We start from the raw sequence: 21,413 nt of genomic DNA, 5'->3' as shown, positions 1-21,413 counted from the left end.
TGCACCGTCGTCAGTCGAGCACCGTGCCGGTGAGCTGCGAGAGCGGCTCCGCCAGGGCGTTGATGAGATCGGTGAACTCCCGCTTGTCCGCTTCGGTCAGCTCGCCGTACCCCACGAAGCCCTCTGCGAGCGAGCCGTGCGCGGCGAGGGACTCCTCGAGGGCGGTGTATCCGGTCTCGATCTCGGAGACGAGGGCCTCGCCGTCGTCTCCCTGCGCCGCGGCGAAGTCCTGCACCAGCGAGAAGGCCATCTTGGAGCCCTCGACGTTCGCGGCGAAGTCGAAGAGATCCGTGCCGGACCACCAGTCCTCCTCGCCGGAGATCTTGCCGGTGGCCACCTCGTCGAGCAGGGCGATCGCGCCGTTGGAGATGCCGCCGATCCCCTGGTCGTCCAGTGCGGTGGTGAAGTCGTCCGAGTGCACGTAGTCGTACAGCTCCTGCACGTCGGCCAGGAGCAGGTCGCCGTAATCGGCGCGCTCCGCGGGCGTGGACGGCGCCCAGTCCTGCCATGCCGGGGTCTCTCCGTCGGCGTTCAACGCGTCCTTCGCCGGCACCCAGAGGTCCTTCTCGATGCGGTGGAAGCCGGTCCAGTCCAGGCCCTCGGCCACCGCATCGACCTCTCGATAGTCGATCCGCGGGTCGAGGTCCCCGAGCGCCTCGGCGACGGGCTCGATGCGCTCGTAGAACGCCCTCGTCTGTGGGAAGAGCGTGCGGGCGGTCTCGTCGTCGCCGGACTCGTAGGCGGCCACGAGGTCTTCCACGGCCGGCACGAGCTGCCCGACCTGATCCTTCACGAACGCCCCGTAGAGATCGACGGCCTTCTGCTTCTGCTCGGCGTCGGGGCCGTCCACCGCCACGCGGTCTCCGGTCACCGTGAACGAGGCCCGGCCGACACCGTCGCCGACCATGCCCGGCTTGCAGAGCGTGAAGTACTCGCCCGGCTGGGCGACCACCGTGAGGGTGCGGGACGCAGCCGGGGCGATGTTCTCGACCTCGCCGACGATCCGCAGACCGTCCTCGGCCAGCAGGTAGAACTCGGAGACCTGGTCGGTGTCGTTCTTCACATCGAACGTCAGCGTCCCGCTCTTCGCGGTGGACGCGGAGACGGCGCAGTCCGTGGCGGTGGATGAGACGTCGAACGCCGCGGTCGCCTGGGCATCGCTCTTCGCGACGCAGCCGCTCAGGAGGAGGACGGCGGTGCCCGCGGCGGCTGCCGCGGCGAGGACCCGGTGCGAGGTGATCATGCTGCTCCTTGCTGTGTGAGGGAGGACGTCGAGGTGGCGGCGGAGGCGCCGCGCGTCGAAGGGCGTGCCGAGCGGAGGCCGCGGAGGTAGAGCCCGCCCACGACGAGGATGTAGAGGCCCCAGGCGAGCACCTGCAGCCAGGTCATGGCGGGCATGAAGCCGACCGTGGCCTGCAGGACGGAGGCCAGCGCGCCGCCGGGAGCGATCGCCGCCGACACGTCGAACGCCCAGCCGAACGGGAAGCCGGCCGCGCCCACGGCGACGGCGCCGGTGACCGGGTCGAGCGGAGCGGCGGCGGTGAAGGGACCGGGAAGTGCTCCCGCCTCCTGCAGATCCATCAGGGCGTAGGCGAGGACACCGGCCGCGACGATCACGAGGAAGCCACCCGTCCAGGCGAAGAAGCGCCGCAGGTCCAGGCGCAGCGCCCCGCGGGAGATGAGCCAGCCGAGCAGGACGGCCACGGAGAGTCCCAGGAGCGCGCCGAGGAGGGCCGAGGGGGCATCGCCGAAGGACTGCACCATCGACCACAGCAGCAGCGTCGTCTCGATCCCCTCCCGGGCGACGGAGACGAAGCCGATCGCGATGAGCGCCCAGAGACCGCCCACCGTCAGCGCGCGGTCGATGCCGCCCTCGAGGGTCGCCTTCATGGTGCGGCCGGCACGCTGCATCCAGAAGATCATCCACGTCACCATCGCCACCGCGACGAGGGACAGCCCGCCGCCGATCAGCTCCTGCGCCTGGAACGTGAGTTCGTAGGCCCCGAAGGTGAGGATCGCGCCGATGCCCAGAGCGAGTGCGACCGCAAGGCCGACCCCGGCCCACATCTTCGGCAGCGCGTCACGGCGACCGAGACGGCGGAGGTAAGCGACGAGGATGCCGACGACGAGCGCGGCTTCGAGACCCTCGCGGAGTCCGATGAGGAAGGTGGCGAGCACGGGAGACACTCTCTGGCAGGCGACTGAGGTAAGGCATCCCTTACCGACGAGACTCTAGCACCGTGCTCGGCGCCCGCCCGACACCGGCCACCGAAGTAATGGAGTGCAACAGAGCATCCTCGGGCCTCATCCGCGACATAGCCTCGGTCCATGGCTGAACTCTCGCTCCCCATCCTCGACCTGTCCCAGCTCGACGACGGCCCCGAGGCCGCGGCGCGTTTCCGCGACGACCTCCGCGCGGCCACGCACGATGTCGGCTTCTTCTACCTGACCGGCACCGGCATCTCTCCCGAACTGGAAGCGCGGCTGCATCAGGCCGCCCTCGACTTCTTCGCTCTGCCGGAGGAGGACAAGCTCGCGATCGAGAACGTCAACAGCCCGCACTTCCGCGGCTACACCCGGGTCGGCGGGGAGCGGACGCAGGGCAAGGTCGACTGGCGCGAGCAGATCGACATCGGCCCCGAACGCGAGCCGGTCGAAGGGGGCCCCGCCTTCAACCGCCTCACCGGACCGAACCTCTGGCCCGCCGCGCAGCCGGAGCTCAAGGAGGTCGTCACGGAGTGGCACGACACCCTCACGGAGATCGCCCGCAAGCTCCTGCGCGCCTGGGCCCTCACCCTCGGTGCGGAGGAGAACTACTTCGACGAGCCGTTCCGCGATCCGTCCACCCTGATCAAGATCGTGCGATACCCGGGAACGAACGAGCCGGAACCGCAGCAGGGCGTCGGTGCGCACAAGGACTCCGGTGTGCTCACACTGCTCTGGGTGGAGCCGGGCAAGGGCGGACTCCAGGTCGAGCGTGACGGCGAGTGGGTGTCGGCTCCCCCGGTGCCGGGCGCCTTCGTCGTCAACATCGGCGAGCTGCTCGAGTACGCCACCGGCGGCTACCTCAAGGCGACGAACCACCGGGTGATCTCGCCGCGGGCGCCCGAGGAGCGCATCTCGATTCCGTTCTTCTTCAACCCGGCGCTCGATCAGCAGCTCCCGTTGCTCGAACTCCCTGCCGACCTCGCCGCCGAGGCGACCGGAGTCACCGAGGACCCGAGCAATCCGATCCACGCGACCTACGGCGAGAACGCCATGAAGTCCCGACTGCGCGCACACCCCGACGTGGCGGCCATCCACCACCCTGATCTCGTGGGTGCCACCGCCTGACGGGGTCTCAGAACGACGTCTTGCCGCCCAGGGCGACGATCTCCCGCAGCGCCTGGAGGTGCGCAGCGAAGGCGTCTCGGCCCGTGCTCGTCGACCGCACCCACGTGCGCGAGCGCCCGCCGACGGTCCCCTTGCGCGCGGTCACGTATCCCGCCGCCTGCAGATGGGTGATCGCCTTGCTCAGGGGCGAGTCGCCACACTGCAGCATCTCGCGCAGCGCCGCGAAGTCGAGTTCCATCCAGTCTCCCAAGCCCGCCATGAGCGAGAAGCGGATCGGGGACGCGAAGTTGTCATCCAACCGCGTTCGCGGGTGCGGGACGGCATGGGAGTCAGTCACGTTCCGCACGCCCCGGGATGCAGGTGACCACCGCGAAGCACACGATCACGGCAACCCCACCCCAGACTCCGGCCCGCCCCGCATCGCCGAGCACTCCCGCACCCAAGACGAGTGCCACCGGAACGCACGCGGCGAGCAAGAAGACGAGCACATGCGGCCACCGCCACGACGCGCCGATCGCCGGCAGCCCGACCTCCGAGGTCGAGGCCGCTATCCACGCCACCAGGCAGAGCATCACGAGCAGCGAGATCGCGCTTCGCAGCACATCGTCCGGCGATCCCGCCAGCATGGTCAGCACTCCGATCGCGATGCCGACCAGGGCGGTGCCCCAACGACGTGTGCCCGTAAGAGCGACGGGACCCGGGCGGGAACGGTGCGAGTCGTTCGACGCTCGGAGGAGCTGCACGACTCCGTGCCCCCCGATGCCGACGAGCACCACGGCGGCGGGAAGGAGTACCACGGCTTCGGGGAGCCGCGTGTCCAGGGCGGCGAAGCCGAACACCACGAGTGCGCCGATGAGAACCGCTCCCCCTCCGAGCAGGAACGGCAATCGTGAACGCGTCATCCGCCACTGCAGCCCGGTGCGCTGCGCCATCCCGCTGGACAACTGCCCCCACACGAGGAAGGTGAACAGGACGATCTGCGACGCCAGCACATCGCCGCGCCGGAGAACGAGTGCGAAGGCGACGAGGTAGGCGGCCGTCACCACCGCGTTGCCGATCTCCAGCCGCGCGAGGGCACGCCGGTCGACCGCGCGATCGCGGCGCTCGACCACCGCCTGGGCCGCTGCCAGGTACTGACTGGCGGTCTCGGAGTCCGGCGGGGCCAGAGGGCCCTGACCGGCGATCGGCTTCTGCTCCATCGTGGCCTCCCCGACTTTCCTGGTGGAAAGCTCTAGAACTTTCCTACCGGAAAGTGATGGCCAGGACAAGCCCGGACATGACGAAGGCCGCCCCACACCGTGGGGCGGCCTTCTCAAGAATGTTCTGCGCGATTGAACGCGGGGTCCGTGGTGCCTTATCGGCGAAGACCAAGGCGTGCGATCAGCGAGCGGTAACGCTCGATGTCGACGCTCTGGAGGTAGCCGAGCAGACGACGGCGCTGACCCACGAGCAGGAACAGACCACGACGCGAGTGGTGGTCGTGCTTGTGCTCCTTCAGGTGCTCGGTGAGGTCCTTGATGCGCTGCGTCAGCATCGCGGCCTGCACCTCGGGGGATCCGGTGTCACCGGGGTGCGTCGCGTACTCTTCGATGATCGCCTTCTTGACGTCTGCTTCCAGTGCCATAGATTCGATCCCCTCTCTGCTTGTTGCGCGGCGCCCGACGCCTGATGCGTGAGCTCTCTTTATCCGCGGCCGATCGAACGGCAACCTGACGAGTCTACCAGCCCGGACGACCACGGCGGGACACGGCGCCGGGGACGAGGCGCGTGGGGTCAACTAGGCTCGGGATGTGCAGAAGAAGACCGCCCTGTGAGCTCCCGACGCGGCCATCTGATCGACCTGACTCCGCTGAAGGCGAGCCCGGCCTTCGCCCGGATGTGGATCGGCTCGACACTCGCCGGCATCGGCGGTCAGCTCACCATCGTGACCGTGATGCTGCATGTGTTCGATCTGACCGCGAGCACGTTCGCCGTCTCGATGATCGCCGTCGCGGGCCTCCTCCCGATGATCCTCGCCGGCCTCTACGGCGGGATGCTCGCCGACGCGTTCGACCGGCGGCGGGTCGCGCTCATCGCCGCCACCGTGACCTTCGCCTCCACGGGGCTGCTCGCGGCGCTCACCTGGACCGGCACGGAGACGATCTGGTGGCTGTACGCGCTGAGCATCGTGAACTCGGCGGCGAACTCCGTCGGCATGGCCACGCGGACCGCGATCGTCCCCCGGCTCATCCCCCGCAGCATGCTCGCGGCCGCGTCCGCGCTCAACGGCGTCGCGTTCGGGCTCACGGTCATGGCGGGTCCGGCCCTCGCCGGGCTCCTGGTGGCGCTCACCGGATACGGCTGGACGTACACGATCGACGTCGTGCTCATGCTGTCGATGTTCCTCGGCCTGTGGACGCTCCCCGCCCTGCGACCCGAAGGCGACATCGTGCGCCCCGGCCTCGCCTCGCTCGTCGACGGCTGGCGCTTCCTCCGCCGCGCGGGCAACATCCGGATGCAGTACGTCATGGACATCATCGCGATGACGTTCGGACAGCCGCTCGTGCTCTTCCCGGCACTCGGCACGGTCATCCTCGGCGGCGGGGCCTTCACCACCGGCATCCTCACGGCGGCGGTCGCCGTCGGCACCTTCTCCTCGAGCCTGTTCTCCGGGCGCGTGGTGCAGTACCGGTGGCACGGCCGCGGCATCGCCCGCGCGGTGGAGGCCTACGGCGCCGCCATCGCCTTGTTCGGCCTCGTCCTCCTGATCGGCGCGTTCTCCGCGACGCCTGCCGGAGAGGACCGGCCGCACGTCGCACTGATCGTCGCCGCCTGCGTGGCGCTGGCCCTCTCCGGCGCGTCGGACAACGTCAGCTCGATCTACCGCAACACCATGATGCAGGCGGCGGTGCCGGACGCCATGCGCGGACGCCTGCAGGGCCTGTTCGTCGTGGTGGTGACCGGCGGTCCCCGTGTCGGCGCCCTCTACGCCGGGACGCTCGCGACGCTGACGTCACTGTGGTTCCCGCCGCTGCTCGGCGGGATCATCGTGATCGCCCTCGTCGCGGTCCTCGCCCGGCGGCATCCTCGTTTCCGCGATTACGACGCAGAGAACCCCGAGCCCTGACGGGCCCGGGGTTCACAGGGTCTGCGCGTCAGTCCTGCTGCAGCGCACCCTGGAGGTCGAGCGTGATCGTGACGTCCTTGCCGACGAGCACGCCGCCGGTCTCCAGCGCGGCGTTCCAGGTGAGGCCGAAGTCCTCGCGGTTGATGACGGTCTTGGCGGAGGCGCCGGCCTTGTAGTTGCCCCACGGGTCGCTGCCGAAGCCGCCGAAGTCGAGTTCGAAGGTGACCGGCTTCGTGATGCCGCGGATGGTGAGGTCGCCGTCGACGAGGAAGTCGCCGCCCTCGACGCGGGCGCCGGTCGAGACGAACTCCATGGTCGGGAAGTTCTCAGTGTCGAAGAAGTCGGCGGAGCGGAGGTGCTGGTCGCGACCCTCGTCCTTAGTGTCGACGGAGGTCACGTCGACGGAGGCCTCGACCTTGGCTTCGAGGGGGTTCTCCGGAGCCACGAGCGTCGCGCTCTTCACACCGAAGGTGCCGCGCACCTTCGAGATCATCATGTGGCGGACACTGAACGTCACCTCGCTGTGGGACGGGTCGAGGACCCAGGTGCCGGGGCGGTAACCGGGGATGTCGATGCTGCTCATGATTGCTCCTCAGGAGACGTCGGCCGCGGCGGCGGCGAAGGGATGGCACCGCGATCGTCCGCGGCACCCTTCCGACAACATACATTCACTCGCATGTATTCCCGTGACGAACAGAAATGTCTCGACATGCAGAAGCGCCCCGCACCACGGGGTGCAGGGCGCTTCGGAGCGACGATGTCAGCCGACGGCGACGAGATCGATGATGAAGATCAGCGTCTTGCCGGAGAGGAAGTGTCCTCCCCCGGCCGGGCCGTACGCGAGGTGCGGCGGGATGATCAGCTCGCGGCGGCCACCGACCTTCATTCCGGGGATGCCGTCCTGCCAGCCCTGGATCAGGCCGCGGAGCGGGAACTGGATGGTCTCCCCGCGACCCCACGACGAGTCGAACTCCTCGCCGGACTCGAACTCCACACCGGCGTAGTGGACGGTCACGGTGTCGCCGGGCTTGGCCTCGGCGCCGTCACCCTCGATGATGTCGCGGATGACCAGTTCTGCGGGGGCAGGGCCGGTCGGGGCGTCGAACTCGGGCTTTGTGCGATCAGTCATGGCTCCATCCAACCCGACCGTCGCGCGGCCGGTCAACGCGACGGCACCTGCTCACAGCGAACACCTCACCGAGCGACTCCGCTCCGAAGTCCCTCGGGGCTCTTGACAGTTCGCGGGACGCGGGTGCACCCTGGTGGCAGATCAACTCAGCGCCCGGGAGACATGCAGGCATCGCCGCAGCACCGGGCGCTGAGTCTGTCTGCGGGGGCGCCGCTCAGTAGGCCAGCAGCGCGGCGCGTGCCGCCCTGGTCCGGATCAACAGGGCACGCTCGTCCTCGATGGCGAGCGGGTCTCGTCCGGTGATCGCCCGCTGACGGACCGCGGCCAGAGCCGTCGCATCCTTGATGAACTCGCGCATCAGCGGCCGGCGGTCGCCGCGCAGCTGCGCGGCCCAGGCGAGCCCCACCTTGCGCCCGGCCGGCGTGGCCAGCATCGTGACCTCCTCCGGCGTGAACCAGCCGGCGGCCGCATACTCGGCCAGGCGGGCCCGGGTGAGCCGCGCCTCCTCCCTGCGCAAGGCGATGATCCCGAGGATGAAGCCGATGAACAGCGGCACCTGCAGGGTGAAGTAGAGGCCGAAGAAGTCCGCGAATGTGGCCGATCCGTTCCACAGCGCGTGCAGGAGGATCGCCCCGACCATGCCGAGCAGGCCGGCCCCGGCGGCCGCTCCGGCGGAGGCGTGCCGGCGTGCCACGAGGCCGATCGCGAATCCGGTCAGCGAGGTGAACATCGCGTGCGCGAACGGCGACAGCACCGCCCGCACGATGAATGTGACGCCGAGCTGCTCTCCGCCGCCCTCGATGAGGCTGATGGCGAAGTACTGGATGTTCTCGGTGAACGCGAAGCCTGCACCGACGAGCGCCCCGTAGACGACGCCGTCGACCGGCCCGTCGAAGGACCGCCGCGCGAGCAGGAAGATGAGGAAGACCCCGAGGCCCTTCCAGAACTCCTCGACGATGGGGGCCTGGACCACCGCCGAGAACTCCTCGGACCGGATGCCCAGCAGCATCGTGAGCCCGATGTCGACGAGGAGCGTGAGGCCGACGGCGGCGACCGCACCCCAGGCGATGGCGAACGCGACGAGGCGCTTGGGCTCGGGCTCCCAACGGTCGATCATGCGCACTCCGAGGAAGACGATCGTGAGCGGGATCACAGCCAGGACGAGACCGATCACCGAGGCGGTCGGGCCGAGGGTCCAGCCGAAGTAGCCGATGAGTGCGAGCAGCAGGAAGCCGAGGAAGCCGAAGAGCCACAGCGAGATCGTGCGGCCCTTCTTGTTCGGCACCGGGAGAGCCGGCAGCGACTCCGCGGGCGACGGCGCGACCGGCGCCGGCGGTGTGTAGGGCGTGGGTTGCGCGAGAGCCGACGCATAGCCCGGCTGCTGTCCGTAGGACGGTGGCAGGTAGGGCGATTTCGCGTACTGCGCGGCGGAGTACGCCGAGGGCTGTGGTGGTGTCCCCGCCGGGGGCGTGTATCGCGCGGGCTGCTGGGGGTCGGACGGTCCTCCGAAGGTCATGGTCAAAGCTTATGGGGCACAAGCATCCGCGCCGGGCTCTGGGGGCTTCCTCCACCCGACCGGCCGCAGGCACCCGGTAGCGTAGAACCATGCGGTTCGCTCACCTGCGCCGTCCAGACTCCTCCCGTGCGGTTCTCGCCGTGGTGGAGGGCTCGGACGCCATCCTCGTCTCCGATCTCCTGTCCGACGCGCCTGCCACCGTGCAGCAGCTGATCGAGCGAGGGGACGCCGGACTCGACGAGCTCCGCGCCGCCCTCCGCGACGGCACGGCCCCGCGCCACCCGCTGACCGGCTGGGGTTTCGCCTCCGCGGTCATCGCGCCGCCGGCGGTGCTCGCCGTCGGGCTCAACTATGCCGCCCACTCCAGCGAGCTCGGCCTCAAGACCGACGCCGCGCCGACCGTGTTCACCCTGTGGCCCAACTCGCTCACCGGTCACGATCAGACGACCTCCTGGCCGCGGAGCCTCAGCGAGGCCGTCGACTACGAGGCCGAGCTGGGCGTGCTCATCGGCACCCCCGCGAAGGACGTCCCGGAGGCGGACGCCCTCGCGCACGTCTGGGGTTACACCGTGGTCAACGACATCACCGCCCGGAACATCCAGTTCTCCGAGGCGCAGTGGTCCCGTTGCAAGTCGTTCGACGGCTTCACCCCCACCGGCCCGTTCGCGGTGACCGCCGACGAGATCGCCGACCCGCAGGACCTCCACATCTGGACCGTCGTCGACGGGCACACCGTGCAGGACGCCAGCACCGACCAGATGGTGCGTTCGGTGGCGAAGCTCATCGCGCACCTCTCCCAGTCGCTCACGCTGCTGCCCGGCACCCTGATCTCGACGGGCAGCCCGGGTGGCGCCGGCTACTCCCGCGACCCGCAGATCTTCCTCCGCGACCGCTCGACCGTCACGGTCGGCATCGACGGGATCGGCGAGCTCACGACGCACTGCCGCATTCTGGACTGACACCAGGACGCGACGAAGGGGACGGGAGCTCGAGCTCCCGTCCCCTTCCCGTATCCGGTCGACGCTCAGATCTGGATGAGGTCGTCCGGGGTGACGATCGGGATGGCCGCGGTGACCGCCTCCAGGCCCGACAGGCGGGCAGGAGAGAGCTGCTTGGTCACCTCGTCGCGGGACATGAGCCCGGCCTCGACCACCAGGTCGGCGACGTTGCGGTTGGTCAGCAGAGCCGTCTTGGCCAGAGCCGCGGCCGCCGCGTAGCCGATGAAGGGCGTGAGCGCCGTGATGACGCCGACCGACGCGCCGACCATCGCGCCCAGACGGTCGCGGTTGGCGGTGATGCCCTCGACGCAGTTCACGCGCAGCGTCCACATGGCCTGACGCATCCAGGTGATCGACTGGAAGATCGAGTGCGCGATGACGGGTTCGAAGGCGTTGAGCTGGAGCTGCCCGCCCTCGACGGCCATGGTCACCGTCATGTCGGCGCCGACGACCGCGAAGGCCACCTGGTTCACGACCTCCGGGATCACCGGGTTGACCTTCCCGGGCATGATGCTGGAACCGGCCTGCCGTGCGGGCAGGTTGATCTCGCCGAGGCCCGCCTGCGGACCGGACGACAGCAGCCGCAGGTCGTTGCAGATCTTCGAGAGCTTGATGGCGTTGCGCTTGAGCGACGACGAGAACGACATGAAGGCGCCCGTGTCGCTCGTGGACTCGACGAGGTCGGTGGCCGTCTCGAGGTCGAGCCCCGTGATCTCGCGCAGGTGCTTCAGCACGGCCGGCGCGTAGTCGGGGTGGGTGGTGATGCCGGTGCCGATGGCGGTCGCGCCCATGTTGATCTCGAACATGAGCGAGGCGTTCTCGGTGAGGCGGCTGTGATCCTCGCCCAGGGTCGTGGCGAAGCCATGGAACTCCTGGCCGAGCGTCATGGGCACCGCGTCCTGGAGCTGGGTCCGGCCGACCTTGAGGATGTCGTGGAACTCCCCCGCCTTGCCGAGGAACGCCACGCGCAGGGCGTCCAGTTCGTCGAGAAGCGAGCGCAGCGTCAGCGACAGGCCGATCTTGACCGCCGTCGGGTAGACGTCGTTGGTCGACTGGCTGCGGTTCGTGTGGTCGATCGGGGAGAGGAAGGCGTAGTCGCCCTTCTCGCGTCCGGCCATCTCGAGCGCGATGTTGGTGATGACCTCGTTCGCGTTCATGTTCGTCGAGGTGCCGGCACCACCCTGGATGACGCCGACGGTGAACTGATCGTGGAACTCGCCGTCGATGACGCGCTGCGCCGCGCGGTCGATGAGGTCGGCGCGCTCGGCGTCGAGGACCCCGATCTCCTTGTTGGCCCTCGCGCTGGCCTGCTTCACCATCGCGAGCGCGATCACCAGTTCGGGGTACACCGAGATGGGGCGCTTCGTGATCGGGAAGTTCGCGTCGGCGCGGGCGGTGTGGATCCCCCAGTACGCCTCGGCGGGAATCTCCATGCTCCCCAGCGAATCGGTCTCGGTACGGGTATTGGCGGGCGCGGCAGAAGCCATGTCACATCCTCGTGGGTCGTGGCGAACGGAAAGGTCGGGGGATGCGTCCAGTCTACGCCGGTCCCTGCGGGGGTTTTCTGGAGAACGCCTCCAGGCGCCCTTCCGGCGTCAGCGCCGCCATGCGGGCGACCCACTCCTCGGAGAAGTAGTCGCCGGTCGGCGCATCGACCACCGGGACGACGGTGTGCGTGATGGTCTCCGGCCGCACGTGCACGAGCTGGAACGCCTGGGCGGCGTCCATGCCGTTCACCTCAGACGCGGGGCGCGCGACGTTCATCGTGTAGCAGGTGGCGGACGCCACGCTCACCGGGACGCCGGCGAACAGCCCGTGCGAGGAGTAGTGCAGGTGACCGGCGAGGATGCCGCGGACGTCGGTGCCCCGGATGACGGCGGCCAGCTCGTCCTGATGCCGCAGCTCGAGGATGTCGAACAGCGGCAGATGGCTGGGCAGCGGCGGGTGGTGCATCGCCAGGAGCGTGCCGTGCGGCGCCGGCTCGGCGAGGACCTCGGCGAGCCACGCGAGCTGCGCCGGGTCGAGGTCGCCGTGATGCCACCCGGGAACGCTCGTGTCGAGCGCCACCAGACGCAGCCCGTCGAGATCCCACACCCCGGTGACCGGCTCTTCCGTGGGCTCGGCATCGAGGAGGACCTCGCGCAGCACCGGGCGCTCGTCATGGTTACCCGCGACCCAGACCACGGGAGCGCCGAGTTCGGCGGCGACCGGCTCGATCGCCGCACGCAGCCGGCGGTACGCATCCGGCTCGCCGAGGTCTGCGAGGTCCCCGGTGATCACGATGGCGGCGGGAGCGGGATGCACGGCGCGGATCGCCTCGAGCGTCCGCGCGAACGTGCGCTCGACGTCGTACCGTCCCCCCAGCGCCGCACCTCCGGCGAGGAAGTGCGGATCGCTCACATGGATCAGGACGTGGGAAGCGGGGGCGTACCGACCGAAGACCGGTGGTGTTCCCTTCGCTGCGGACATGTCCTCAGCCTACGGCCGGTCACCGACGCACCCGGCGCACCGCGGACTCAGTGGCCGATGACGATCAGGAGGATGCCGGCGATGACTGCGGCGGCGCAGAGCACGAAGCAGCCGTAGGCGCCCACGAGCGCGAGCGTCTTCTGTCCTTCGGTGAGCGGACTCTTCTTCGCTGCCTTCGCCGCCTGCTTGGCGGCCCGCTTGAGCTCCTTCTCCGAGATCACCGTGATGGCGTCGGTGAACTCCGCGGGGCTCACGACGGGCGCCCGCCCGCTGCGCACGAGCAGACGCAGGCCCAGGGCGTAGAAGGTGACGATGGCGGCGGCGCCGATGAGCGCGGCGGCGAACACCTGCAGGAAGGCGATCCAGTCGATCGTGACGTTCATGCCGAGTCCCCGTTCTGCGACGCGTCGGACGACGAGGCGCTGCCGGTCTTCGCGGCCTTCGCGTCCGCCTTGGCCTTGGCCTTCTTCTTCGCCTTGTCCTTCGCCTCGGCCTTCGCCTTCTCCTTGGCCTCGGCACGGGCCTTCGCCTCCGCCTTCGCCTGGGCGATGCGCTGCTGGCGACGCGTGGGCGGCGGGGTGTCGGGAACCTCGACGGCGAGGTGGGATTCGGCGACGTCGCTCATGGCGTTGGCCGGCGTGACGGCGTTGCGCCGAGAGCGCATGTACAGCCCGAGGATGATCGCCACCGCGAGGACGGCGTCGATGGCGACGCCCCACGGGCCGAGCCACACGACGAGCAGTGCCGCCAGGGCGCCGACGCCTCCGGCCGCGGGCAGGGTCAGCAGCCAGCCGACGCCGATGCGACCTGCCGTCCGCCAGCGGACCGTGGACCCGCGGCGACCGAGGCCCGATCCGATGACCGATCCCGAGGCCACCTGGGTGGTGGAGAGCGCGAATCCGAGGGCGCTGGAGGCGAGGATCGTCGCGGCCGTCGAGCTCTCCGCCGCGAAGCCCTGAGCCGGCTTGACGTCGGTCAGGCCCTTGCCCAGCGTGCGGATGATGCGCCAGCCGCCGAGGTACGTGCCGAGGGCGATCGTGAGCGCACAGGCGATGATGACCCAGAGCTCGGGCTCGTGGTGCGCACCGGACTGCCAGCCGACGGTGATCATGGCGAGCGTGATGACGCCCATCGTCTTCTGCGCGTCATTCGTGCCGTGTGCGAGGGCGACGAGGGAGGACGTGAAGATCTGACCCCAGCGGAATCCGTCCCGTCCGTCCGGCTTGCCGTCGTAGCGACGAGTGACCGAGTAGGCGATCTTCGTCGCGACGTACGCGATGATGCCGGCCGTGATGGGGGCGATGAGGGCGGGGAGGACGATCTTCGACAGCACGGCGCCGAAGTCGATGCCGCCGAGACCGGCGCCGACGAGCGTCGCGCCGATCAGTCCGCCGAAGAGCGCGTGGGACGAGCTCGACGGCAGGCCGAGCAGCCACGTCAGCATGTTCCAGGTGATGGCGCCGATGAGCCCGGCGAAGATCAACGAGAGGAACAGCTCCGCTCCCGCGGCGATGATCGCATCCTCCTGGATGATGCCGCCGGAGATGGTCTTGGACACCTCGGTCGACAGGAAGGCGCCGACGAGGTTGAGGAGAGCGGCCAGGAGGACCGCTGTCTTGGGCTTGAGCGCTCCGGTCGCGATGGGCGTGGCCATCGCGTTCGCGGTGTCGTGAAACCCGTTCGTGAAATCGAAGAAGAGTGCCAGCGCGATGACGAGCACGACGATGAGGGCTGCGGTTTCCACCGTTCGCTTTCGGTCTTGAGGAAGAGGGAGATGTCGACGGGATCGACGTGACGAACGAAGAGTTCACCGTGGGTTTGACTTCCGTTTACCGGCCCCGGTAAATCCTGCCACCGTCCCCCGTGCCGGTCAACTCGACCTGGGATAGCGTGGGACGGTGACTGACGCCCCGATCGCCGCCCGCCGTTCCACCCTCCGCACGCATCACGGCGACACGGTCGACGACCCGTACGAGTGGCTGCGCGCCAAGGACTCCCCCGAGGTCATCGCACACCTGGAGGCGGAGAACGCGCACACCGAGGCCGAGACCGCGCACCTCGCCGCGCTCCGCGAGACGCTGTTCCAGGAGATCAAGGGACGGGTTCAGGAGACCGACCTCTCGGTGCCGACACGGCGTGGAGACTGGTGGTACTACAGCCGCACCGAGGAAGGCGCGCAGTACGGCATCCACTGTCGCGCCGCCGCCGCCGAGGGCGATTGGACGCCGCCGCGTCTCGAGCCGGGGGTGCCCGTCCCCGGTGAGGTGGTGCTGCTGGACGGCAACGTCGAGGCGGAGGGGCACGAGTTCTTCTCCCTCGGCGCGTTCGACACCTCCGACGACGCGACGAAGCTGCTGTGGTCGATGGACTTCGAGGGCGACGAGCTCTATACGGTCCGCGTCCGCGATCTGGAGACGGGCCTCACCCTGGACGATGAGATCCCGAACACCGGAGGCGCGTTCTTCACCCCGGACGGCACCGGGGTCCTCTACACGACCCGCGACGATGCGTGGCGCCCCGACACCCTGTGGCTGCACCGGCTCGGGACCCCGGTGTCGGACGACATCACGCTCTTCCACGAGCCCGACGAGAAGTTCTGGCTCGGCGCCGGGATCACGCGGAGCCGGCGCTACCTCGTGATCGGTGTGGGCTCCAGCATCACGAGCGAGGAGTACCTCGTCGACCTCGCCGGCGACATCACCGCGGAGCCGCGCACGGTGTGGCCGCGGCGCGAAGGCGTGGAGTACTCGCTCGAGCACGCGGTGGTGGACGGTGAGGACCGGCTCCTCATCCTGCACAACGACGACGCCCTGGACTTCGAACTCGTCTCCGTAGCGGCGGACGACCCGCAGGGCGAGCGCCGCGTCGTCGTCGCCCATCAGCCAGGACGGCGACTGCTCGGAGTGGACGCCTTCCGCGACTTCGCCACGGTGGAGTATCGCAGCGAGGGCCTCGAGCGCGTGGGCCTCCTGGACTACGCGACCGACACGGTGGAGGAGCTGCGGTTCGACGAGCCCCTCTACTCCGCGGGGGTCAGCGGCAACCCGGAGTGGCACTCCCCCTTCCTGCGACTCGGGTACACGTCGTTCGTCACGCCGGGCACGGTGTACGAGCTCGACCTCGCGACGCGGGAACTCGTGTTGCGCAAGCAGGTGACGGTGCTCGGCGGCTACGACCCCGCCGACTACGGACAGCGTCGGGAGTGGGCCACCGCGGAGGACGGCACCCGCGTGCCGATCTCCCTCGTGTGGAAGCGCTCCTTCGGCGAGCCCGGTGCGACCACGCGTCCCGTCCACCTCTACGGCTACGGCTCGTACGAGCACTCCATCGACCCGGGCTTCTCGGTCGCACGGCTCTCGGAGCTGGACCGCGGAGTCGTCTTCGCCGTGGCGCATGTGCGCGGAGGCGGCGAGATGGGTCGGCAGTGGTACGAAGACGGCAAGCTCCTGCACAAGCGGAACACCTTCACGGACTTCGTCGCCTGCGCCCGGCACCTCGTCGACGAGGGGACGACCACCCCGGCCCAGCTCGTCGCGGAGGGCGGCAGTGCCGGGGGTCTGCTGATGGGCGCGGTCGCCAACCTCGCCCCGGAGCTCTTCGCCGGCATCCTCGCGGGTGTGCCGTTCGTCGACGCGCTGACGACGATCCTCGACCCGTCGCTCCCCCTCACCGTGATCGAGTGGGACGAATGGGGCGACCCGCTGCACGACCCCGAGGTCTACGCGTACATGAAGTCGTACACGCCGTACGAGAACGTGCGCGACGGCGTGGAGTATCCGCGGATCCTCGCGGTGACCTCGCTGAACGACACCCGGGTGCTCTACGTCGAGCCGGCGAAGTGGGTCGCCCGGCTGCGGGAGGCCGGCGCGAAGGACGTGCTGCTGAAGTGCGAGATGGTCGCGGGGCACGGGGGCGTGAGCGGACGGTACAACTCCTGGCGCGAGCGGGCGTTCGAGATCGCCTGGCTTCTGGACACCCTCCACCTCGCCTGACCCGCGACATCAGGCGCTCGCGCGACATCAGGCGCCTGCGCGCTGACCTGGCCTGAACTCGCGCACGCCTGTGCTGGCGGGGCGCGACGCCGGCACAGGCATCGGCGCGGAGTCAGGCACGCGCGGGGCGTCAGGCGCCCATGCCTGTCCTGGCCTGAGCTCGCGTGGAGGCCTGTATTGACGGCGGACCACTGCTCCTGCACAGGCGGAGAGTTCCGGGAAGCGCCTCCCCAGCCGCGGTGGCGTGGTGAAGCGCGGCAGCGGGAGCCCGCAGGGTGGAGGGGTGACACGCACACGGGTGGAGAGCTGGGTCCGGGAGCAGGGAGGATCCGCGCATTCGTCGCGCGTGCGCGAGGCGGGCTTCACCGAGTACCAGATGCGTCGGGCGGTGCGGGAAGGGACGCTTGAGCGCGTGCGCCGGTCGTGGCTGCTCGTCCCTGAGGTCGATCCACGGCGCAGGGCCGCAGCATCCGTGGGCGGAAGGGTCACCTGCGTGAGCGCGGCGGCCCTCGCCGGATGGTGGGATGTCGGGGCCGCGGAGGTGCACGTCGCCCTCCCCCGCACCGCCTCTCGATTCGATCGCGTCGGCGTCCAGGTGCACTGCGCACAGGGGCCCGTTCCGGTGCATCCGCGGGCGGCGGTCGATCCTGTCCTAGGCGTCCTGTTCCAGGTCGCGCGATGCCGGCCGTTGATCGAGGCCCGCGCGATCTGGGAGTCCGCCGTCCGCCACGGGGCCGTGGAACTGGACACCCTCGCACGCGTCCGGTGGCGGTGCGATGCCGCGAACCGCCTTGCTCGAACCGTCCGCGGCCGGTCGGACTCCGGTCCCGAGACGGTCTTCGTCGAACGGATGCGCGCGGTCGGCATCGACGTGCGACAGCAGGTGTGGGTCGACGGCCATCCGCTCGACGGTGTCATCGGCGAACGGCTCGCCATCCAGATCGACGGCTTCCGCCACCACAGCGCCGCGGGCGACCGGCGACGCGACCTCGCTGCCGACGCAAGGCTCGCACTCCGCGGCTACACGGTCCTCCGCTTCGACTATCACCAGGTCATGGTCGACGACCGTCATGTCGAGGACACCGTCCTGGCCGCGCTCGCGCAGGGGCTCCATCGCGCAGACCATCGAGCGACGGGTCGCGGATAGCGGACCGAACACAAGCACAGGCCCTCACGCAAGTTCAGGCGAGAAAGACAGCAAGACGCCTGAAGCCACGCGAGAGCCTGACACGGCGTGAGGTCGTGAGAACAGGCGGCCACGCGGACACAGGCCCTCACGCAAGTTCAGGCAAGAAAGACAGCAAGACGCCTGAAGCGGCGCGAGAGCCTGAAGCCGGGCGGAGGTCAGCCGAAGAGGGCGGCGGCCTCGTCGTAGCGGTAGCGCGGCACCGTGTTCAGCTCGCCGAGAGCATCGGCGAACGGGACGCGGACGATGTCGGTGCCCTGCATCGCGACCATCTGCCCCCAGGCGCCGTCAACGATGGCGTCTGCGGCGTGCAGGCCGAGGCGGGTCGCGAGGACGCGGTCGAACGCCGACGGCGAGCCGCCGCGCTGGATGTGGCCGAGGATCGTGGCGCGGGTCTCGATGCCCGTGATCCGCTCGATCTCGGGGGCGAGCAGGTCGCCGATGCCGCCGAGCCGCGGTCGGTTGAACGCGTCCAGGCCCTTGTCGCTGTAGGCCTCGTCCATGCCGGCGAGCTTGAAGCCCTCGGAGACGACGACGAGCGGTGCGCGACCGCGATCGTGGGCGCTCGTGACGAGAGCGGTGATCTCGTCCAGCGACATCGGCACCTCGGGGATGCAGATGACGTGGGCCCCGGCGGCCATCCCGGCATGCAGCGCGATCCAGCCGACGTGACGACCCATGACCTCGGCGACCATGCAGCGTTGGTGGGAGTCACCCGTGGTGCGGAGCCGGTCCATGGCGTCCGTGGCGATGTTCACGGCGGTGTCGAAGCCGAAGGAGTAATCCGTGGCCCGGAGGTCGTTGTCGATCGTCTTCGGAACGCCGAGCACCTTGATGCCGTCCTTGGCGAGACGGTCCGCCGCCGCGAGGGTGCCTTCGCCGCCGATCGCGACGATGCCGTCGATCTTGTGGCCGTAGAGCGTCTTCGCGATGTTCTCCGCACCGCCGCGCTCCCCCTCGTACGGGTTGGTGCGGCTGGTGCCGAGGATCGTGCCACCCACCTTGGACAGGCCCTTCACCTCGTGCCGGGTCAGGGGCATGAAGTCGCCCTCGACGACGCCGCGCCATCCGTCGCGGATGCCGACGAACTCGAGGTCGTAGGTCGTGGTGCCCTTGAGCACGATGCCGCGGATGACCGCGTTGAGTCCGGGGCAGTCGCCGCCGCTCGTCAGGATGCCGATTTTCATGCTGCTGCCTTCGGAGGTCGAGGGATGGGGGTGAGGCGACAGTGCCTGCGATCGACACTAGCGCGCCGCCCCCTCGCGTGGCCATTCGAGCGCGTCGAAAACGGGCGATCTTGACGACTGCAACGACCGATGCCACCGAACTTCGCGCCGCGGCAGGAAAATCCGCCCGCAGCGGCGTTAAGAACTCTTGTTCTTGACGCTCGCTCAGCGGCCGCCGAGAGCCTCGCGCAGAAGATGCATCAGCGCGGCCAGCTGCACCGACTCGCTGGCGGTCTCCTCTGTCGCCTCGCCGTCCAGCGCGCGAGCCGCGAGCCCCTGCTTCTGGTCGATGAGCTCCGCGATCTTCGTGTCGATCGTGTGGGCGGCGATGATCCGCCACGCCGTGACGGGCTCGTCCTGTCCGATGCGGTGCACGCGGTCGATGGCCTGCGTCTGCTCGGCCGCGGTCCACGACAGCTCCGCGAGCACGACGTTCGACGCCGCCTGCAGGTTGAGGCCGACGCCGGCCGCCGTGAGCGAGCACACCGCGATGCCGACCTCGGGATCGCCGTTGAAGTCGTCGATGGCCTGCTGCCGTGCTGTGTTCGTCTGGTCACCGCGGATGGACACCGCGCGGATGCCGGCCGAAGCGAAGTGCGCCTCCGCCTGGTCCATGACGTCGATGTGCTTCGCGAAGAACACGACCTTGCCGACCGAACGCTGCAGCTGCGCGGCGTAGTCCGCCGCCAGAAGCGCCTTCGCCTGACCGATGCGGCGCACCATGGTGAAGACGTTGTCTCCCCCGGTGCCGGCCGCCTTCGACTCCTCGAGCTCGTTCTGCGCGACGAGACGGACGATGTCGTCGTCGATCTCGCCCGGGGCGAGGCCGCGGTCGCCGCGTGCCTCGATGATGCGACGGTAACGGGCGGCCAGCCGCTCCCCCAGCTCGCGCTCGGCCTGGCGGATGCTGCGGCCGAACTCGTCGTCGAGCTGCACGGGCAGATCGGCGATCAGCTTGTCGGGCAGATCGGCGGCGACGTCCTTCTTCTTCCGTCGCACGATGCCCATCGAGATCACCGCGTCGCGGGCCTCCGGGTAGAAGGCCTTGTCGGCAGGCGTCAGTCCCGTCGCGTCGAGCTTCTCCATGAGCTCCGGTCCGGGCTTCTCGCCGTTCGTCCAGCCGAGGAAACGCCAGATGGCGTCGAAGTCCTCGACGTCGTTGATGAGCGGGGTACCGGTGAGCGCGAGCATGAGCGGATCGTGCCCCGGCGTGCGCTCGCGCACCTGCGCGGCGAGCGAGAGCACGTTCTGCGAGCGCTGCGACGAGAGGTTCTTGATGAAGTGCGCCTCGTCGACGACCATGCCGCGCAGACCGATCGACGCCAGCCACGACATGTGACGGTCGAGGATCTCGTAGTTCACGATGAACACGTCGGCGAAGGCGTCGATGTCATCGCCGTCGCCCTGGATGACCGTGGCACGACGCTGCGGCGTCCACCGCTCGACCTCGCGCGCCCAGTTCATCTTCACGACGTTGGGCACGACGACGAGCAGCGGATAGGCGCCGGCGACGGAGGCCGCGAGCACCGACTGCGCCGTCTTGCCGAGGCCCGGCTCGTCGGCGAGCAGGAAGCTGCGGTGCCCGGCACGGACGGCCTCGAGGAAGCGCGACTGGTGCACCATGATCTCGCGGCCCTTGGGCGAGAGGTGATCGAACTCGGGGGCCGGGGGAAGCTCCATCGACGCCGCGGCACCGCCCGCACCCGTCTCGAATGCCTTGTACAGCGGCCCCATGAGCTCCCAGCCGTCGAGACGGCGGCGCGGCGTGCTGGCCGGACGCGGCGTCAGGTCGGGCGCCAGGAACGGGTTGGCGAGCTGGCGGGCCTCGACCGACGGCGGGGTGACCTGACGCTCCGCGATGGCCGCGGGCACCACCGACACCTGTACGGGCGCGGGGTCGGCGATGATGAGCTCCTCGGGGGGAAGCTCGGCACCGGACTCGAGCAGCCAGTCGCGACGCATCCGCTTGGCGACCGGCGAGGTGGCCTGGTCGGCCTCGAGCAGCTGGATGAGCGAGGTGTCCCGAGCGGCCGTCTTCGCGAGGATCGTCGCGACGCCGTCGAGCCGCTTGAGCAGCTCGGCGCGGGCCGCATCGGTGATCTCGGTGTCGGCCTTGACCCTGGCGCGCTCCTCGCGCACCAGGAACGCGATCACCTGGAACTTCGTGCGGTTCGTGGGGCCCAGCTTGCCGCGCTGGGACTTCGCCTCGATCTCGCGCACCTTGCGCGCGAGGATCGGGATGAGGGGTGCCTCGTCATCGCGACGGGACGTCTTCTTGCGCCGCGGGGCGGCGGTTGCCGTGGTCGGCATGCTCCTCCTGAGCCTGAAGGGCTCCGGCTCCCTCAGGGAGCCGTGAGCCGTTCTCGTCGTCCGCGTGTGGCGTGAGCCAGGACCGTGCGGACTGTGGATCGGTGTTCCCGCCGGAGCACGCGATACGTGCGGGACCGGTGGGAGCCTG

At 69.5% G+C, this 21,413-nt stretch carries 19 protein-coding genes; 5 read left to right on the top strand and 14 right to left on the bottom strand.

Going from position 1 to position 21,413, the window contains the following annotated elements:
- Window positions 1–10 precede the first annotated feature (10 nt).
- Entirely contained in the window at window positions 11–1,243 is a 1,233-nt protein-coding gene (efeO, locus tag MICNX66_RS06920) for an iron uptake system protein EfeO (protein ID WP_187663868.1), read from the bottom strand.
- Entirely contained in the window at window positions 1,240–2,178 is a 939-nt protein-coding gene (efeU, locus tag MICNX66_RS06915; RefSeq protein ID WP_187663867.1) for an iron uptake transporter permease EfeU, read from the bottom strand. Before efeU ends, efeO begins: the two co-directional genes overlap by 4 nt.
- A gap of 150 nt (window positions 2,179–2,328) precedes the next feature.
- Here efeU and MICNX66_RS06910 point away from each other — a divergent pair, with 150 nt between their 5' ends.
- On the top strand, window positions 2,329–3,333 hold the full coding sequence (locus tag MICNX66_RS06910; RefSeq protein ID WP_187663866.1) for an isopenicillin N synthase family dioxygenase: 1,005 nt from the start codon (window positions 2,329–2,331) through the stop codon (window positions 3,331–3,333).
- Window positions 3,334–3,340: 7 nt separating this feature from the next.
- On the opposite strand, the gene MICNX66_RS06905 is transcribed toward MICNX66_RS06910, so the two are convergent.
- The 3 genes from MICNX66_RS06905 to rpsO all read right to left on the bottom strand — a co-directional run bounded on the left by MICNX66_RS06905 (window position 3,341) and on the right by rpsO (window position 4,957).
- A complete protein-coding gene (locus tag MICNX66_RS06905; RefSeq protein ID WP_187663865.1) occupies window positions 3,341–3,670 on the bottom strand; it encodes a transcriptional regulator in 330 nt (109 codons plus the stop codon).
- Window positions 3,663–4,532 carry a hypothetical protein gene (locus MICNX66_RS06900; protein ID WP_187663864.1) on the bottom strand — a complete coding sequence of 290 codons (870 nt, stop codon included), beginning with the start codon at window positions 4,530–4,532 and terminating at the stop codon, window positions 3,663–3,665. Before MICNX66_RS06900 ends, MICNX66_RS06905 begins: the two co-directional genes overlap by 8 nt.
- Window positions 4,533–4,687: 155 nt before the next feature.
- Window positions 4,688–4,957: a 30S ribosomal protein S15 gene (gene rpsO / locus MICNX66_RS06895; RefSeq protein WP_017203073.1), complete on the bottom strand. Its 270-nt coding sequence runs from the start codon at window positions 4,955–4,957 to the stop codon at window positions 4,688–4,690.
- 186 nt (window positions 4,958–5,143) lie between these two features.
- Between rpsO and MICNX66_RS06890 the strand changes: the two genes are divergently transcribed.
- A complete protein-coding gene (locus MICNX66_RS06890; RefSeq protein ID WP_187663863.1) occupies window positions 5,144–6,439 on the top strand; it encodes an MFS transporter in 1,296 nt (431 codons plus the stop codon).
- 28 nt (window positions 6,440–6,467) lie between these two features.
- Here the strand turns inward: MICNX66_RS06890 and MICNX66_RS06885 are convergent, their stop codons facing one another.
- The 3 genes from MICNX66_RS06885 to MICNX66_RS06875 all read right to left on the bottom strand — a co-directional run bounded on the left by MICNX66_RS06885 (window position 6,468) and on the right by MICNX66_RS06875 (window position 9,084).
- A complete protein-coding gene (locus tag MICNX66_RS06885) occupies window positions 6,468–7,022 on the bottom strand; it encodes a YceI family protein (protein WP_187663862.1) in 555 nt (184 codons plus the stop codon).
- 177 nt (window positions 7,023–7,199) lie between these two features.
- Window positions 7,200–7,568, bottom strand: coding sequence for an FKBP-type peptidyl-prolyl cis-trans isomerase (locus MICNX66_RS06880; protein ID WP_025103196.1), 369 nt, complete (start codon window positions 7,566–7,568; stop codon window positions 7,200–7,202).
- Window positions 7,569–7,782: 214 nt separating this feature from the next.
- Window positions 7,783–9,084, bottom strand: coding sequence for a PrsW family intramembrane metalloprotease (locus tag MICNX66_RS06875; protein WP_232089221.1), 1,302 nt, complete (start codon window positions 9,082–9,084; stop codon window positions 7,783–7,785).
- 89 nt (window positions 9,085–9,173) lie between these two features.
- On the opposite strand from MICNX66_RS06875, the gene MICNX66_RS06870 reads away from it, so the two are divergent.
- Entirely contained in the window at window positions 9,174–10,043 is an 870-nt protein-coding gene (locus MICNX66_RS06870) for a fumarylacetoacetate hydrolase family protein (protein ID WP_187663861.1), read from the top strand.
- Window positions 10,044–10,108: 65 nt separating this feature from the next.
- On the opposite strand, the gene MICNX66_RS06865 is transcribed toward MICNX66_RS06870, so the two are convergent.
- The 4 genes from MICNX66_RS06865 to MICNX66_RS06850 are packed head-to-tail and all read right to left on the bottom strand — an operon-like array spanning window position 10,109 to window position 14,295.
- Complete coding sequence (locus MICNX66_RS06865; protein WP_187663860.1) at window positions 10,109–11,569, bottom strand: aspartate ammonia-lyase; 1,461 nt, start codon at window positions 11,567–11,569, stop codon at window positions 10,109–10,111.
- Between the two features lie 52 nt (window positions 11,570–11,621).
- Window positions 11,622–12,551, bottom strand: coding sequence for a phosphodiesterase (locus MICNX66_RS06860; protein WP_187663859.1), 930 nt, complete (start codon window positions 12,549–12,551; stop codon window positions 11,622–11,624).
- Between the two features lie 47 nt (window positions 12,552–12,598).
- On the bottom strand, window positions 12,599–12,934 hold the full coding sequence (locus tag MICNX66_RS06855) for a peptidase (RefSeq protein ID WP_187663858.1): 336 nt from the start codon (window positions 12,932–12,934) through the stop codon (window positions 12,599–12,601).
- Window positions 12,931–14,295 (bottom strand): inorganic phosphate transporter, encoded by a 1,365-nt coding sequence (locus MICNX66_RS06850; protein ID WP_187663857.1) that lies wholly within the window; start codon window positions 14,293–14,295, stop codon window positions 12,931–12,933. Before MICNX66_RS06850 ends, MICNX66_RS06855 begins: the two co-directional genes overlap by 4 nt.
- Window positions 14,296–14,449: 154 nt before the next feature.
- On the opposite strand from MICNX66_RS06850, the gene MICNX66_RS06845 reads away from it, so the two are divergent.
- Both MICNX66_RS06845 and MICNX66_RS06840 read left to right on the top strand, forming a co-directional pair.
- Window positions 14,450–16,543 (top strand): S9 family peptidase, encoded by a 2,094-nt coding sequence (locus tag MICNX66_RS06845; protein WP_187663856.1) that lies wholly within the window; start codon window positions 14,450–14,452, stop codon window positions 16,541–16,543.
- 283 nt (window positions 16,544–16,826) lie between these two features.
- On the top strand, window positions 16,827–17,690 hold the full coding sequence (locus MICNX66_RS06840; RefSeq protein WP_187663855.1) for a DUF559 domain-containing protein: 864 nt from the start codon (window positions 16,827–16,829) through the stop codon (window positions 17,688–17,690).
- A 197-nt stretch (window positions 17,691–17,887) separates the two neighbouring features.
- Here the strand turns inward: MICNX66_RS06840 and MICNX66_RS06835 are convergent, their stop codons facing one another.
- A complete protein-coding gene (locus MICNX66_RS06835) occupies window positions 17,888–18,916 on the bottom strand; it encodes a 6-phosphofructokinase (protein WP_187663854.1) in 1,029 nt (342 codons plus the stop codon).
- A gap of 204 nt (window positions 18,917–19,120) precedes the next feature.
- The gene (locus tag MICNX66_RS06830; protein WP_187663853.1) at window positions 19,121–21,265 is read right to left on the bottom strand and encodes a DEAD/DEAH box helicase; all 2,145 of its coding nucleotides are present in this window, start codon (window positions 21,263–21,265) and stop codon (window positions 19,121–19,123) included.
- Between the last annotated feature and the right edge of the window lie 148 nt (window positions 21,266–21,413).

Source organism: Microbacterium sp. Nx66, from assembly GCF_904066215.1.
In the GTDB taxonomy this organism is placed as follows: domain Bacteria; phylum Actinomycetota; class Actinomycetes; order Actinomycetales; family Microbacteriaceae; genus Microbacterium; species Microbacterium meiriae.
The sequence above is the reverse complement of the archived record's forward strand: the minus strand, read 5'-3'. Positions and strand labels throughout refer to the sequence as shown.

Excerpts from the sequence above, each read along its gene's own strand:
- efeO (WP_187663868.1), bottom strand. The coding sequence starts at position 1,243 with ATGATCACCTCGCACCGGGTCCTCGCCGCGGCAGCCGCCGCGGGCACC.
- MICNX66_RS06910 (WP_187663866.1), top strand. The coding sequence starts at position 2,329 with ATGGCTGAACTCTCGCTCCCCATCCTCGACCTGTCCCAGCTCGACGAC.
- MICNX66_RS06900 (WP_187663864.1), bottom strand. The coding sequence starts at position 4,532 with ATGGAGCAGAAGCCGATCGCCGGTCAGGGCCCTCTGGCCCCGCCGGAC.
- rpsO (WP_017203073.1), bottom strand. The coding sequence starts at position 4,957 with ATGGCACTGGAAGCAGACGTCAAGAAGGCGATCATCGAAGAGTACGCG.
- MICNX66_RS06885 (WP_187663862.1), bottom strand. The coding sequence starts at position 7,022 with ATGAGCAGCATCGACATCCCCGGTTACCGCCCCGGCACCTGGGTCCTC.
- MICNX66_RS06880 (WP_025103196.1), bottom strand. The coding sequence starts at position 7,568 with ATGACTGATCGCACAAAGCCCGAGTTCGACGCCCCGACCGGCCCTGCC.
- MICNX66_RS06875 (WP_232089221.1), bottom strand. The coding sequence starts at position 9,084 with ATGACCTTCGGAGGACCGTCCGACCCCCAGCAGCCCGCGCGATACACG.
- MICNX66_RS06870 (WP_187663861.1), top strand. The coding sequence starts at position 9,174 with ATGCGGTTCGCTCACCTGCGCCGTCCAGACTCCTCCCGTGCGGTTCTC.
- MICNX66_RS06865 (WP_187663860.1), bottom strand. The coding sequence starts at position 11,569 with ATGGCTTCTGCCGCGCCCGCCAATACCCGTACCGAGACCGATTCGCTG.
- MICNX66_RS06860 (WP_187663859.1), bottom strand. The coding sequence starts at position 12,551 with ATGTCCGCAGCGAAGGGAACACCACCGGTCTTCGGTCGGTACGCCCCC.
- MICNX66_RS06855 (WP_187663858.1), bottom strand. The coding sequence starts at position 12,934 with ATGAACGTCACGATCGACTGGATCGCCTTCCTGCAGGTGTTCGCCGCC.
- MICNX66_RS06835 (WP_187663854.1), bottom strand. The coding sequence starts at position 18,916 with ATGAAAATCGGCATCCTGACGAGCGGCGGCGACTGCCCCGGACTCAAC.
- MICNX66_RS06830 (WP_187663853.1), bottom strand. The coding sequence starts at position 21,265 with ATGCCGACCACGGCAACCGCCGCCCCGCGGCGCAAGAAGACGTCCCGT.